Annotated in this window: 12 protein-coding genes and 2 pseudogenes; 8 read left to right on the forward strand and 6 right to left on the reverse strand. The window is 50.5% G+C overall.

The window, feature by feature from the left end:
• Positions 1 to 20: 20 nt before the first annotated feature.
• Both KO503_RS02955 and KO503_RS02960 read left to right on the forward strand, forming a co-directional pair.
• On the forward strand, positions 21 to 812 hold the full coding sequence (locus tag KO503_RS02955; RefSeq protein WP_215990120.1) for an ABC transporter ATP-binding protein: 792 nt from the start codon (positions 21 to 23) through the stop codon (positions 810 to 812).
• Complete coding sequence (locus KO503_RS02960) at positions 812 to 1570, forward strand: ABC transporter permease (RefSeq protein ID WP_215990111.1); 759 nt, start codon at positions 812 to 814, stop codon at positions 1568 to 1570. Before KO503_RS02955 ends, KO503_RS02960 begins: the two co-directional genes overlap by 1 nt.
• Before the next feature lie 429 nt (positions 1571 to 1999).
• Here the strand turns inward: KO503_RS02960 and KO503_RS02965 are convergent, their stop codons facing one another.
• Positions 2000 to 2173, reverse strand: a complete 174-nt coding sequence (locus tag KO503_RS02965) for a hypothetical protein (protein ID WP_215990112.1) — start codon at positions 2171 to 2173, stop codon at positions 2000 to 2002.
• A gap of 388 nt (positions 2174 to 2561) precedes the next feature.
• Here KO503_RS02965 and KO503_RS02970 point away from each other — a divergent pair, with 388 nt between their 5' ends.
• The 4 genes from KO503_RS02970 (at position 2562) to KO503_RS17980 (ending at position 6174) form a co-directional block, all read left to right on the forward strand.
• Positions 2562 to 3332 (forward strand): class I SAM-dependent methyltransferase, encoded by a 771-nt coding sequence (locus KO503_RS02970; protein ID WP_215990113.1) that lies wholly within the window; start codon positions 2562 to 2564, stop codon positions 3330 to 3332.
• Positions 3333 to 3357: 25 nt separating this feature from the next.
• Complete coding sequence (locus KO503_RS02975; protein ID WP_215990114.1) at positions 3358 to 4047, forward strand: N-acyl amino acid synthase FeeM domain-containing protein; 690 nt, start codon at positions 3358 to 3360, stop codon at positions 4045 to 4047.
• A 291-nt stretch (positions 4048 to 4338) separates the two neighbouring features.
• A complete protein-coding gene (locus KO503_RS02980) occupies positions 4339 to 5715 on the forward strand; it encodes a sensor histidine kinase (RefSeq protein ID WP_215990115.1) in 1377 nt (458 codons plus the stop codon).
• Positions 5716 to 5961: 246 nt separating this feature from the next.
• Entirely contained in the window at positions 5962 to 6174 is a 213-nt protein-coding gene (locus KO503_RS17980) for an integrase core domain-containing protein (RefSeq protein WP_215990116.1), read from the forward strand.
• Positions 6175 to 6300: 126 nt separating this feature from the next.
• Here the strand turns inward: KO503_RS17980 and KO503_RS02990 are convergent, their stop codons facing one another.
• The 4 genes from KO503_RS02990 to KO503_RS03005 all read right to left on the reverse strand — a co-directional run bounded on the left by KO503_RS02990 (position 6301) and on the right by KO503_RS03005 (position 10320).
• Positions 6301 to 7947, reverse strand: a complete 1647-nt coding sequence (locus KO503_RS02990) for a BCCT family transporter (RefSeq protein ID WP_215990117.1) — start codon at positions 7945 to 7947, stop codon at positions 6301 to 6303.
• Positions 7948 to 8004: 57 nt separating this feature from the next.
• On the reverse strand, positions 8005 to 8292 hold the full coding sequence (locus KO503_RS02995; RefSeq protein WP_215990118.1) for a hypothetical protein: 288 nt from the start codon (positions 8290 to 8292) through the stop codon (positions 8005 to 8007).
• Between the two features lie 207 nt (positions 8293 to 8499).
• Positions 8500 to 9156: a DUF1415 domain-containing protein gene (locus tag KO503_RS03000; RefSeq protein ID WP_252730925.1), complete on the reverse strand. Its 657-nt coding sequence runs from the start codon at positions 9154 to 9156 to the stop codon at positions 8500 to 8502.
• A 510-nt stretch (positions 9157 to 9666) separates the two neighbouring features.
• Positions 9667 to 10320, reverse strand: coding sequence for a hypothetical protein (locus KO503_RS03005; RefSeq protein ID WP_215990119.1), 654 nt, complete (start codon positions 10318 to 10320; stop codon positions 9667 to 9669).
• Between the two features lie 158 nt (positions 10321 to 10478).
• On the opposite strand from KO503_RS03005, the gene KO503_RS18065 reads away from it, so the two are divergent.
• Positions 10479 to 10835, forward strand: coding sequence for a hypothetical protein (locus KO503_RS18065; protein WP_436836505.1), 357 nt, complete (start codon positions 10479 to 10481; stop codon positions 10833 to 10835).
• On the opposite strand, the pseudogene KO503_RS03015 reads toward KO503_RS18065, so the two are convergent.
• Positions 10753 to 12242 (reverse strand): annotated as a pseudogene (locus KO503_RS03015) (IS3 family transposase). The gene KO503_RS18065 and the pseudogene KO503_RS03015 sit on opposite strands and share 83 nt — an antisense overlap.
• Positions 12243 to 12383: 141 nt before the next feature.
• Here KO503_RS03015 and KO503_RS03020 point away from each other — a divergent pair.
• Positions 12384 to 13437, forward strand: a pseudogene (locus KO503_RS03020) (IS110 family transposase).
• Positions 13438 to 13749: the final 312 nt, after the last annotated feature.

A 13749-nucleotide genomic window follows, 5' to 3' on the forward strand; every position in this document is an offset into this window, starting at 1 on the left:
CTCTGACCAAAGGCGATACCATCGAAAATCTCATAGAAATTAAAGGCGCACGGCACGCCTATCAGACGGCAAGCGGGCCTTTGCCCGTGCTTGACGGTTTGGATATCGCTGTGCCCGCAGGCACTTTTGCAGCCGTTGTCGGCCCATCGGGTTGTGGGAAATCCACGCTTACCAAACTTGTGGCTGGTTTGATGAAACCCGACGAGGGCGAGGTTTGGCTGCATGGCGAACGTGTAACGGGTCCGCGCAAGACCGTCGGGATGGCATTTCAAAATCCTGTGCTGCTGGAATGGCGCACCATTTTGGACAACGTGATCCTGCCGCTTGAAATCGTGGCCCCTAGGATGCCCACCAAAGACCGCGTCGCTCGGGCGATGGAGCTACTGGATATGGTTGGCCTCACTGGTTTTGAGAGCAAACGCCCGTCCGAATTGTCAGGCGGTATGCGTCAACGCGCATCACTGTGCCGATCTATTGTACACAAACCTGATGTCCTTATTCTTGATGAACCATTCGGCGCGCTGGATGCGTTTACCCGCGAAGACCTGTGGCAAACGATGCGCGACTTGCGTGCCGCGGAACCCTTTACCGCAGTTCTCATCACGCACGACCTACGCGAAAGCGTGTTTCTTGGTGACCAAGTGATCGTGCTTTCAGGCCGCCCTGCGCGCACGCAATATGTGATGGACGTGGATCTACCCGCAGACCGCACATTGGACGCTTTGTTCACCCCAAAAGCCGCAGACATGCTACATATTCTGCGCGACCAGATTAAAATCGCCCAAGGCCGCGATGTGGAAGGGCACGTCTGATGTTGCGCAAAATCTCCACCCCTGTCATTGCCATCTTAATTTTTTTGGCCCTTTGGGAACTGCTTGTCTGGGCTAACGGCTGGCCGAACTACAAAATGGCGTCTCCGTCGGATTTGCCGTCAGCGTTCTGGAAATACAAAGAACTCTTCTTCGTCATGGGATGGCAGACCCTTTGGCGTACCATCGTCGGGTTGTTTCTGGCTGTTATCGTTGGCACCTTGATTGGCATGATCATCGGTTTTTCTAAACTTGCGCGCGACGCACTGTATCCATTGCTGATCGGGTTTAACGCAATCCCCAAGGCGACATTAGTACCTGTCATCTCTCTCATTTTTATCGGACAGCACGATTTCAACACCATCCTAATGGCGTTCATGATTTCGTTCTTTCCCATCGCCGTCTCTGTCGGGATTGGCCTGTCCACATTGGAACCTGAATACCGCGACATCTTGCGCGCGCTTGGGGCGTCACGGTTCACGATCTTTCGCAAAATCGCGCTGCCTAAAACTCTGCCAGAGTTTTTTGGTGCATTAAAAGTTTCGGCCACGCTTGCGTTCATCGGCACGAACCTTGTGGAAATTGTCAGCCCGCACGGGCGTGGCCTTGGCGCATTGTTCAAGTCAGGCGAAACCAATGGGAACTATCCGCTCATGTTCGCGGTTCTTATCGCACTCGCATTTCTTGGCATCATTTTATATTACGCCGTCATTTTTCTAGAGCGCGTGTTCGCAGGCTGGGCTGACAGAGAAGGCAGTTAGTGTCAGCTTTGCAATTCTCATAGATCGCGCCTGCATACTGTATTTATCTGATCCTGTGCCGAACCATTCGACATTCTCAAAGAACCGACATGGGCGATTTCGGGAAAGCAAGCTGCTATGTCACCTGTTTAAGATTTTGCCGCTTAACAGAAGATTTGATGTAAATCAATGGGACAAGGCGCACTTCAGGGCTGACTTCGAGCGGGATAATTTCTCTTTTTAATGGCTTTGATCAAACCCACTGTGGCACATTACGCTTCTGACAGGAGTGGTATCCAGCCCATCATCTTAGCATGCAGTTCAGTTTTGCCGAACCACTGCACATGCTCGCGTTTAACGCCTGAGAAATAGGCCCCCTACTCATTTCACTAAATGTTGTCAGCCGTGAGAATAGCAACCCATTCACAGCGCAGACCGCTTGAAACTGCTTTAGACATCAACCGTTTTAGCAGTAACTTTAAGCGCGGGTATTGCAGTCGGTGCATTGTTATCATTGTGATACGTTGCGATCCCGAGAAAATGCGCAACGAGATCTAAGACGGCAGAATCATCATCTTCCGCGAACAGCACCGTTGAATCATTAAAAGTTACCAATACGCTCATCACAACCCCAAGTTTTCGCCTCTACGACTCCTTCGTTTTCGCCTAAAATTGAGGCAGCATTTTGGCGGCTCAGTGAAACCTTCTATTGAAATTCGGCGCTTTTGCCTTTTTCGCGACATATTTATCAGTACTGAACTCCCGCGTTAGCGCGGGAAATAGCCTGCTCTGCTTGGGATATACGAAATGATACCTCCCCGCCTTCGATTTAAATTGCAACTTTAGATTGAGCTTTGACATCGATGACTTGCCGCGTATAAGCTGGGAAACAATCATATGAAAATATCTTCATTGTCTCAAATTAGCTTGCAATGCGATATTTGCGGCGTCACGTTCGACTAACAAACATGTCATGTAGCAGGTCATTCTCGACCAAATCCTGGAGTCCCCCATGCCGTCACACGCTGGTGTTGAGATGTCATCTCCCCGAAACGACTATCGCTCTAAAGTTGTAAATCGTTCCATATCTGCCGATTGGAGTGCCTATTCAGCGACCTATGACCTACTGTCCGAGCACAACCCTGAATATCAAGCACTGTTGCAAGATTTTGAAGCCTTTCTAACCACGATAGAAACACCTCAAGTGATCTATGACATCGGCGGTGGCACAGGAAACTACACCGAAATTGCAGCCCGCGTCTGTCCCGATAGCGAAATATGCTTTGTCGAACCCGACACCAACATGAACAGATCGGCACAGTCCAAACTGGCCGCATACAAAAATATCAGCTACGACAACCGCGCCCTTGAAGACATTGACGCGACAGGCTCAGCTGATCTCGTTATTTGCGTTCACGCATTATATGCCATGCCTGCGCAAGAACAACGGCTTGCCGACCTGCGCAAGTTGCTGCGTCCCGGTGGACGTCTCTATCTCATCGACATCGGCCGCTACATGAACGTGTCCGACTGGCGCAGCTATCTATTCGCAAGCGTAAAAAAAGAGCTCGGTCTGATCGGCGCACTCCGCGTCTTTTGGCAAGGTCGCGAGATTGCCAAACAGAACAAAAGCATCCTAGAGGCTCAGAAAAAAGGCATCTATTGGACCCATACCGAAGCGGAAATCGCATCGCTTGTCGCCCAAAATGGGTTCGAAATCGTTAGGCAACAATCCGTTTACCGCGACCACAGCGACCTACTTGTGTGTCGTGCAATATCGTAGTCACGCAAAGACGACAGGACCGACTATGAAACATCAAGCAATAGAGGCGCTGAAACGCTCTCGCTATAAAATTCTGACCGAGAGTCAGGACCTCGAAAAAGTATATCGCCTACGTTACAAAGGCTATCTTGCCGAGCAAGCGATAGACGAAAACGAGCGCGGCCTCATGACTGACTCTTATGACGACACCGAGAACTGCGTTCACGTCGCGGTTGAAATGGATGGGGAAATTATGGCGGCGATGCGGCTGCATGTGATATCCAAGACGTCGCCCTCGTCGCCCTCGTTGGAAACGTTCCCGGAAATTTTGGACTATCTAAAGCCGGGTGAAACGGCTCTTGATCCGACACGATTTGTGATCAACCCCGCAGCACGCAAACAGCGTGTGCCATTGCATTTTTTGGTAATGCGCATCCCATTTCTTGCCACGATGGCCTATAATATCGATTTAGCCCTTGCCGCGGTACGCGTTGAGCACACCCCGTTCTATCGCCGCTATCTTGGCTATGATTTGGCGGTTGGCCCACGTAGCTATCCGTGGCTCACAAAGCCGCTCCAGCTTTTGACCTCTAACGTTTGGGAGCAGCGCGACGCGGTTCTCGCACGTACACCAATTTTTGGTCCGATCAACGATATTCCACATTCTAACATTGCGTTTCCAAATCTCTCTGGAAATTATGTTGCGTTAAAGAATGGTCGCTCCAAGGTCGCTTGATACCCTCCGCGCCTGAGTATTTACCACAACACATCATGTCCATGCAGCCCATGTTTAACGCATTTTGCTGCATGGGCTCTACGAAGTGCCATGTGTCTTTGCTGTGGCTCCCCCTTTGCCTTCAATTGGAACCAAAAAAGTCACGTCTGACCTTACAAATGACCGATTTCCAACACATTTCAACTTTAAAGTAAATCCAACACATACAGCGATAGGGTGAATCCAACACACTTCAGCTATGAACACTTTTCATCTATAGCGTGAACACGGCGTAAAGCGCTGGGGGCGAAAATGCAGGGACTAAGGACATTTAGGTCGGCCCAGACTAACTGGTTTAGTTCCGTCGGTCGTGAGCAAAACATCAAGGATTACGCATCCCTTCTCAGCGAACTTGTTTGGAAACGGCAGACGAGCTTTCTTGCTGCGGCTGTATTGGCAGCGTTTTACTTCGATGTTGTCTCAGTCTTCGCGACCTATCTTCTAGTAGCACTCGCCGAATTTCTTGATGTACACCTTGGACGAAAATCAAAATCTTGGGATGGTCAGGACCCGATCATTGGCCGAGAGATTCTCAAACGTATATTCATCAATACAATCATAAGCGCGCTGGCGATCAGTGCTTTCATTGTAAACATGGCACTACAACAGTCATCAACGGGTCATTTCACACCGCTCTTTTTCCTCTTTTCCGCATCCGTTTTCGCAGCGATGTACAATAGCCAACTGTTAGGTATCCTATTGTTGCGGCTCACAATATACGGATTTGCGTTTCTGTTCATCGCATTTTTCGACTTGGTGCGTTATACACCTTCGATCAAGTCTCAAATCTGGTTGGAGTTTTTCACGATCATCTTCGTGCTTTACTTCATTATAGATATTTCGATGAAGTTCTACCTCAGCCACAAAGAGCGGCTTGAGCAGATGAAGCTGATCAAAGAAGAAAGCGAGCGCGCGAAAGCTGCATTGGAGGCCAAAGCACAGTTCTTGGCCACCGTAAGTCATGAATTGCGCACGCCACTGACATCGATCATTGGAGCGCTCGAACTCGTCAATAACGACGCTCTCACAGTGCTGCCCGAGCCTCTTAAGCCCATCATAAACCTCGCGAACCGAAACGGACAACGCCTCGCCGCCCTGATCGATGATCTTCTTAGCATGCAAAAAATCGAATCCGAGGAAATTGTGTTCGATTTTGAGCCGATCGATGCGAATGACCTTTTACGCGAAACAGTGGACTCAACCTCAGGGATTGCAAGTAAGCTCGGAATCCATGTCTCCATAGAGCCCTGCGCTGAGGCATGTTTAATCATTGGGGACCGTGATCGTTTGGTCCAAGTTTTGAGTAACCTGTTGTCCAATGCTTTGAAGTTTTCCCCTCACGGCAGCACAGTTAAAGCGCGCGTAGAGACACTTGGCACTCGCATTCGCATTTCTATTGTTGACGAAGGGTTGGGCATTCCGGCAGGCGCAAAAGACCGCGTGTTCGGCAAGTTCAGCCAAGTGGATTCCTCTGACGTGCGCAAGGTCGGCGGTACTGGACTCGGCCTCTATATTAGCAAACAAATCGCCGAGCGTCATAACGCCATCATCGATTACGTCAGCGAACTCGGCGTCGGCTCGACCTTCTACGTTGAATTTGATCGCGGAACAGACCTCTATATCGCTTAAGCCGACCTAAAGCACCTCAACACGACGACCTGAAGTGATCCAGCAAAGCTGGACAGCGTGCTAAAATGTATCCAACCTTGAAGATAGGATACAGAAATGACGCAGAGACGCAGTTTTTATTTCTAGGCCTTAAACGAGGCCATCGCAAAATACCTTTCTTGTGCATTCTTCGCATACCCTGCCAGGCAATGGGCAAGCCCGAGATTATGACCGATCAGGGATCACAGTTCACGGGGGCTGCATGAATTGGAGGACGGGTTCCAAGCCAAACGCGTGATCAAAGACTGGATCAGGTTCTACAACACTGAGCGACCACACACAGTACTCAATAAACGATCGCCTAACGACGCATTCTTCAACACAGAACCAACCCAAAGGCGGCATGAAACCAACGAGATTACATCTAAGCTAAGCCGCAAAGCTGTCCTAAAAATTAGGACCACTTCAATACACACATGAATGACCGGCTTCGACATGAAAACTGAATTCTCGAGAAGGAAAAGCGTTTGCTTTTCGATCCCAAACCCAAAACGGCCCCGGTGCATATCTCACCGAGGCCGCATGGTTGCTCGAATTCAAAGAGATTTACTTCAACTTTGTCCGCTCGCTTTGTAACCCCTTAAAGATGCAATAACACATCAACAACAGAACCACGGTAAAAAGCAATCCAGTCGAGATCACCATAGATTGCAACGCGGCCAACCCACCACCGATCAGCAGCGCAACAGCCACGGCACCCTCGAAAATGCACCAGAACACGCGCTGGGGCACGGGCGCATCGACTTTGCCGCCCGCAGTGATGGTATCGATCACAAGGCTGCCCGAATCCGATGAGGTGACAAAGAATACTATGACCAAGACGATACCTATGAACGATGTAATCGAGGCCAACGGCAGTTCACCCAGCATCTTGAACAATTGCAGTGGCAATCCTGCGTCTTGCGCACCGGCGAAGCCATCGGTGATGACTTGGTGAATGGCTGTGCCGCCAAAAATCGACATCCAGATCACACAGACCATGCTGGGAATCAGGAGCACACAGATTATGAATTCACGCACAGTGCGGCCGCGCGAAACACGGGCAATGAACATACCGACAAAAGGTGACCAGCTGATCCACCACGCCCAGTAAAATGCAGTCCATCCTTGCGAAAAGTTAACGTCCTCTCGACCGAACGGATTGGCCAAGGCAGGCAGATATTCGACATAGGCCACAAGGCTGTCCCAGAAGAACGCGATAAGAAACGCGGTCGGTCCCACAATCAGCGTAAACAGCGCCAGCAATCCGGCAAGGCCCATGTTGATTTCGCTCAGTATCTTGACGCCTCCGTCAAGCCCGCGCAGCACTGAAATCAGCGCCACCAGAGTGATCACGGAAATCAAGATAACTTCGGTGGTCTTGCCGATCGGCACGCCGAATAGCTCGTTCAGTCCGGCATTTGCTTGCGTCGCGCCAAAACCCAGCGATGTGGCCAAACCAAAGAGCGTGGCAAAGACCGCGATGATGTCGATCACATGGCCCGGCCAGCCCCAGACACGTTCGCCCAAGATGGGATAGAATGCCGACCGGATGGTCAGCGGCAAGCCTTTGTTATATGTGAAAAGCGCCAGCGACAGAGCAACTGTGGCATAGATCGCCCAAGGGTGCAGGCCCCAATGATAAATCGTCGCCGCCATTCCCAGACGGATCGCACCGGCCTCGTCTCCGGTCGCCCCGCCAAGCGGAGCCCAGTCAGAGCGCAGCCCGTTTTCACCCAAGGCCGTTTCGCCAAGCGAGGTCGAAAAATGCGTAAGGGGCTCGGACACGCCATAAAACATAAGCCCAATACCCATACCAGCCGCAAACAACATCGCGAACCAGCCGATATAGCTGTAATCGGGCGTCGCATCCTGACCACCTAGCCTAACAGATCCGAAAGGTGTCACGATCAGCAATAGCGAGAACAAGACTACGATATCCGCCGCCCCTATGAGAAACCAGTCGAAATTCTTGGTGGTGAAGTCGAACATTGCAGAAAACGCCGAGGCCGAAACTTCGGGCAAGGCAAGCGTGAAGAACACGAATGCCACGACCGCCACCCCGGAAATCAGGAAAACCGGGTTATGGATATCAAAGCCGAACGGCCCAAGCGCTCCATCGACGTTATTCTGTCCTATCTCGTATTCTGTATCGATGACATCGCTGGCGCCCTCCGGCGCAGGGATTCCTTGGTTCGTTGTTTCATCGGCCATATATGGCCTCCCTTGTTATTTTCGTTTCTAGTCGTATCACGTGCAGGCAATTGTCACTCACGGTCGCACGACAAAGACCGAGCCTTTCGCATGTTCGGCAAGCTTTTCGTCATATTTATCCGGGTTATGTGCGATCGAGATGGGGTGGCGGCAGTAACGCTGACAAAACCACTTCGGCATCATATTGAGCGGCCAGATCAATCGGCCCCAATATTTTCTTGAACATTTTGAACTGGCCGCGCCGCCGATCTCAGGCGAAACGCAGCGAATGATAGGTAGCGACCTTTTCATAGCACCTGAGCCAATCCGGTCGGCAGCTTGCCATACCCTCTTACGCTTTTTCACAGCTGTCTTTCAACCGCAGGGCAATGGAATTCCCAAAAGAGGCAATTTCATATGCGTCGCAAAGGTTCGGAAAAGTTCATGTGAACGGGGCGACAAATCGCTCAAAGCGATCGGTAAACGCCTAAGCATTTCAAGGGCTCAGATGGCAGTCACACGAATTTTTCTGCCGCTCACCACAAAACTGAGCCATAGCCATGCAATCAGTCTTTATTTACCCCATGGGCAGAGTGCTTCGACCTGTCGGCGACCAAGTTTGTTCAATGTCTTTATGTTATCTAAATAAATCTTCTCGGGGTCCGAAACCTGAGCCAGAACTTTACTCATCTGATCTTGACGCAGAAGGTGTATCGTTGGATAGGGTGAGCGATTGGTAAAGTGGCTAAGATCCTCCGCAGCCACTCCCTCAAATTGATATTGAGGGTGAAATGATGCTAATTGCACATGCTCTTCCAGCTCTGCATTCTCCAACAGTTGCTGAAACCAATCGAGTATAGCAAGGTACTCATCGAACTCTGCTAAACCTTGAGTAAACATAAGCAAACTCGTGGCAATATCATTTTCGTTAGACCCAAGCAGACGCTGCAATTCAGTCACACAGAACTGCTCAAGTTGTTCATCGGTGATAGCATCACAGATGGCATAATGCACTTGGTTTTGGGCGATAACTCTAGAGGAAAATGGGCATAGATTTAGTCCTACGACCATTTGCTCAAGCCATCGACGGGTGTTTTTAACCACGTCTTGATGAGCTATTGACAGTGTCTCTAGGGCAAACTTATTGATACGGTAGATCCTTTCTTGTTTGACCAGCTTAAAGCATATTTCCCCATATTTCCAAAAGCCCAAATCATCAATTTGGCACAATCACGACCGTCTACTGAGCTATACAATCTTTGGCCATTGGGAAGCGGCCCGATGTATGTACCGGCTGCTGTACGCAAATGAGTTCTGGCGTGTTCTCAAAAGTCGCTCATATGTATCCGACCTGTTGATCGACACGTGGATTATGGTCTTGTTGAGGGGACTCTCGCCGTGATCCCATTAGCTGTCGTTGCTGACGGCTTAATTTGCCGCGCTTCAGCTTTCTGGAAACAGCTATAGGTGCTGGGTACGGCATTTTGGTCTGAGTGAATGACAGAGTCACGGGATCAAATGAGATTTAGCAACAGCAACGCCTTTGGCCAATTCGAGACCATTCTACAAACGTCCGTTTTTGAACGCTCACATCTGAAACTTATTGTCTTACGTTATTGAATAACTGGCGCAAGCATATGCCATGCGCCAGCTCTATTGTTAGCAGAACTTATCTGCCAGTATTGCAAACTTGCTTGCAGATATAGCTATGTGGTCATAGAGCCACAGGGGCTGTTCCGTTTAGAACGACCAACCAACACTCAGTGCAATGAATGGAATGACTGGGAAGTCTTCAAAATCACTGTTGATTTGTGCGATATCGTCTTCCAATTGAGCCTGATCGGAAGCTGATGCAATCGTATCAATTCCTGAAACTGATAGTTCTTGCGCAACAAGTTTGGCCCCTAATTCAAAGCCCGCGGAAAACCCTGCATCGCCAGCGTATTTGTAACCTGTAGAAATAACAGGTGCTATGTTGCTCTTTTGCTGAATATCGATACCGAAATCACCGTTGTAAGTGGTGCCTTCGTATTCAATTTCCGTCGTTGATCCGCTTAACTTGTAGCCACCCAATGACAAACCACCAGAGATGAAAATGCCGTTGGACCATGGTTGGTAGTCGGCAACGACTGAAGCAGAGTATGAATCAAACGTCCCGTCTACGGACGTTCCATCGGCATCAAAAGTATCTGAAAACTCTCCAAGATACACATTCAAGCGCGAGGACAGCTGTTCATTGTATTCATAGCTAGGAGAGATGAAAAAGCCCAAAGAGGATACGCCTGTGTCAACAGACAGTCGAGACACATCAAAATCCTGTGCCATAGCGGAGCTCGCCCCAGATACCAACGCGGCACCGATCAGGAAGGTTTTAAATTTAGAAGAAAAGTTCATAATACTCGTACCCATATATGTAAATTACCCTACGTTAATTTATACCCGACAGTCGTGCACCTGAGGCAAGTTCTTTAAATTTCACACCATTACTCTATCGATATGTGTGTTCAGATCGCATCACCCGAACGACTAATGGCCCTTGGACCTGTCGCGATTTGATGCAGCTTGCCCCTGCCACCGTGGTAAACGCTGACTCTCTTGCCCCCGACATGATGACCGTTGTGTCGCGCATGAACGAGATGAAGCATAGCGAAGGCATCGAGGAAAAGATCAAGCGTCAATATGAGAGCTTTGTTGGCTTTTTTACCTCGCCGACGGACATCAGCCATGTGCGCTTGGTCCGGCAAGCCGATGCCATTAAGTATCTGAAATTATATCTCTTTAATTTCTTTGAACCTGTCACGCTTTCGTGCCGCCCCAAGTGCTCGTTTAAGCCACTTTCTTTTCGAAAGCGACGGGGCTTTTCCAGCCCAGTGCTGAGTGGCGGCGGCGCGGATTTACGAGGCCATTGATGTATTCAAAGATTGCCATCTCAGCTTTCCGTCTTGTCTCCCAAGGATGCCGCCAGATCAGTTCAGCCTTGATCACTGCCTGACAGGGGTTTTGAAGAAGGTGAGGAGGATCAGAAAACAGTCTGGGAGACTGTTTTCCCGACGCAAGACTGCCGCGTTTTGCGCCTTTGAATGATCTCCCAGATCATTCAATCCGCTGGCGCGGACCAACTTAAACTCATAGCAATTTCCTTTGCCGCTCATCGATACCTTGAAGCCGTGCTTGCGTAGGATTTTCTGGTAATCGTGGGAACAGTATTGCGACCCACGATCCGTGTGATCGATACAGCCTTTTGGTGGTTTCCGGAACGCGATGGCCATATTCAACGCTCGGATTGCTAAATCGCGTTTTATTCGATTGCTTACAGCCCAGCCGATCACGCGCCTGGAATACAGGTCCAAGATGACCGCTAGGTACAACCATCCTTCACGTGTCCAAATGTAACTGATGTCACCTGCCTGTTATCTGACAGGGTATTGCGCAGCAATGTCCCGAGAAGGCATTTCTGATTGGGCGCATCAGAGTTGAAGTCACGATCCAGCAGGTTCGGTGCGATGTTGAACTTATGATTGCTGCCTGTGGTCACCTTATGTTTGCGGGCTCTGACGACGGATATGCCATTCTGGCGCATCAAACGACCGATACGGCGGTGACCGACATCCAAACCGATCTCTTTCAGTTCTTCCGTCATCCGTGGCCTGCCACTCTCGGGACATTTCCTACGGAAATACCCTGCCGTGCAGTGCATAACTGCCCAAGCTGAGACGGGATTGCTCTTTGATATGCGCCAACGTCACCATATCAGATCGCTGCCTGCGGTTGGCTGGGCGGTTACGGAACGCCCGTAAGCCGCGCGCGCTGACACCAACGACATCGCACAGGCGATTAGTTGGAAAGCTGGCTCTATGTTCTTCGACAAACCTAAATCTCATTGCTTTAGGCGCAAAAAACTGCCCTCTCGGCAGATTACTACGTAATCGCCTGCCGGGTAATAGGTGGCTTTTTTCAAGATCTCCCTCTTTCACCGGGCAAGCCGTCCCCCAGACGGTTTGCATATCCGGATCAAGTCCTTGAGAAGACGGTTCTCGCGTCGAAGTCAATCATTCTCTTGAGCCAGTCCCAAATCCTCTTTCGACACCACATCCGTGCCGCGATGTGCTGTGATCTTTCGCATGCGTGCACTGACCAGTGGCGCTACACATGCTCAATGTTCAGCGTCGACATGCCAACGCCCACCTTCTCGGGACATTGCTGCGCAATACCCTGTCAGGCAGTGGGTCATCGGCAACCTGCTTACGCGTCAGCCCACGGGTCAGTGCGATCCGCACCGCATCTTCCCGGAATTCGTCCGTCCGTTTCAGTCCCACTCTCGGGATCATGCTGCGCATAACCTTGCCGCGCAGTGCATAGTCAGTCTCCTTTGTTGATGGCGTGGATGCCCCCGACCAACCGGCATCGTAATGTGCCACTATGGTGTTTCAGAAAGCATCAACAAAGGGAGAGTATCCATGTCAGAAGTCGCCATGATCGGCATAGACCTTGCAAAGCGTGTGTTTCAACTTCACGGGGCTTGCGCCAATGGAACGGTTATTTTTCGCAAAAAAACTGACACGCATTCAGCTTCTTGCGTTTATGAGCAAACAGCCGGAATGCACTGTTGCGATGTAGGCTTGTGCGACTGCGCATAGCTGGGGCCGTGAGTTTGAGAAGCTTGGACATACTGTGCGATTGATTGCGCCTAACTACGTGAAGCCTTTCGTCAAACGACAAAAGAACGATGTTGCAGACGCCGAAGCCATCGTTGAAGCGGCATCACGGCCAACCATGCGATTTGTAGAACTAAAGTCCGAAGCCCAGCAGGCGCGGGCCATGCTGTTTCGTACACGACAGATGTTTGTCGGTCAGCGCACCCAAACGATCAACGCGTCGTGTGATTAGCACGCCTCTTGCGTGACGCGCGGCCATCTAGCTGAACACGGAATTGTTGCGCCACAAGGTGCCATCCAGGTCAAACGCTTGGCCGACGCAGTTGAAGATGAGAACATTGGCTTGCCAGCGGGCGTTCGAGAACTCGCCAAAGTATACCTCGTCCAGATCGAAGATCTCAGTGCTAAAATTGCAGCTCTGGATCGACAGATGAAGGGCGCCGCCAAAGAAGCTGAAGCGGCACGTCGCGCTCAGACCATGCCGGGCGTGGGGCCAATCACGGCTTTGGCCATAGAAACCTTTGCGCCTGACCTGAACTGCTTTCGCCGAGGTCGGGATTTTGCCGCATGGCTGGGTTTGGTCCCCAAGCAGACCTCGACTTGCGGCAAACCTCGCCTTGGTAAGACCTCAAAGATGGGCCAACGCGATATTCGACGGCTGCTGATATCCGGTGCAATGGCCGTTCTGCAGGCCGTTAAGCGCTTTGGAAAACCTCATAACGATTGGTTGATCTCCATGTTGGAACGCAAACCCCGTATGCTGGTCGCCGTTGCATTAGCGAATAAAATGGCGCGTGGCCTGTGGGCTATGGTGACAAAGCAAGAAGACTACCGAAACCCGGCAGCGATGTCATAAGCGCAATGCGACGTACATCAAAACCCGGGACTTGAGTGTGTGAGGAGATCGAAGGACAGTAAGGGAAAATGATCGGAAAGATCCGGACCAGAAAAAACAGTTTCACTGCAGGAGCCAATGAGCTCGATTTGTTGATCTGTCTTTGGTTCGCGCATCGCCATACCGGCCCGTGGCTGTATCAACCGCTGCAACGAGAGGCCTGATACATGACCGCATCCGATCACACGCTCAAACCGTTCAGAAATCTCTTGCACCAATGGGGGCATCCATACATGCAGTAAATGCTATCAAAGGGACAGTCCCTCATCGCGA

The organism is Pacificibacter marinus, from assembly GCF_018860505.1.
GTDB classification, from domain to species: Bacteria; Pseudomonadota; Alphaproteobacteria; order Rhodobacterales; family Rhodobacteraceae; genus Celeribacter; species Celeribacter marinus_B.

What these genes read in the sequence shown, in the direction of transcription:
- KO503_RS02970 (WP_215990113.1), top strand. Translation starts at nt 2,562, where the DNA reads ATGCCGTCACACGCTGGTGTTGAGATGTCATCTCCCCGAAACGACTAT.
- KO503_RS02975 (WP_215990114.1), top strand. Translation starts at nt 3,358, where the DNA reads ATGAAACATCAAGCAATAGAGGCGCTGAAACGCTCTCGCTATAAAATT.
- KO503_RS02980 (WP_215990115.1), top strand. Translation starts at nt 4,339, where the DNA reads ATGCAGGGACTAAGGACATTTAGGTCGGCCCAGACTAACTGGTTTAGT.
- KO503_RS02965 (WP_215990112.1), bottom strand. Translation starts at nt 2,173, where the DNA reads ATGAGCGTATTGGTAACTTTTAATGATTCAACGGTGCTGTTCGCGGAA.
- KO503_RS02960 (WP_215990111.1), top strand. Translation starts at nt 812, where the DNA reads ATGTTGCGCAAAATCTCCACCCCTGTCATTGCCATCTTAATTTTTTTG.
- KO503_RS02990 (WP_215990117.1), bottom strand. Translation starts at nt 7,947, where the DNA reads ATGGCCGATGAAACAACGAACCAAGGAATCCCTGCGCCGGAGGGCGCC.
- KO503_RS03005 (WP_215990119.1), bottom strand. Translation starts at nt 10,320, where the DNA reads ATGAACTTTTCTTCTAAATTTAAAACCTTCCTGATCGGTGCCGCGTTG.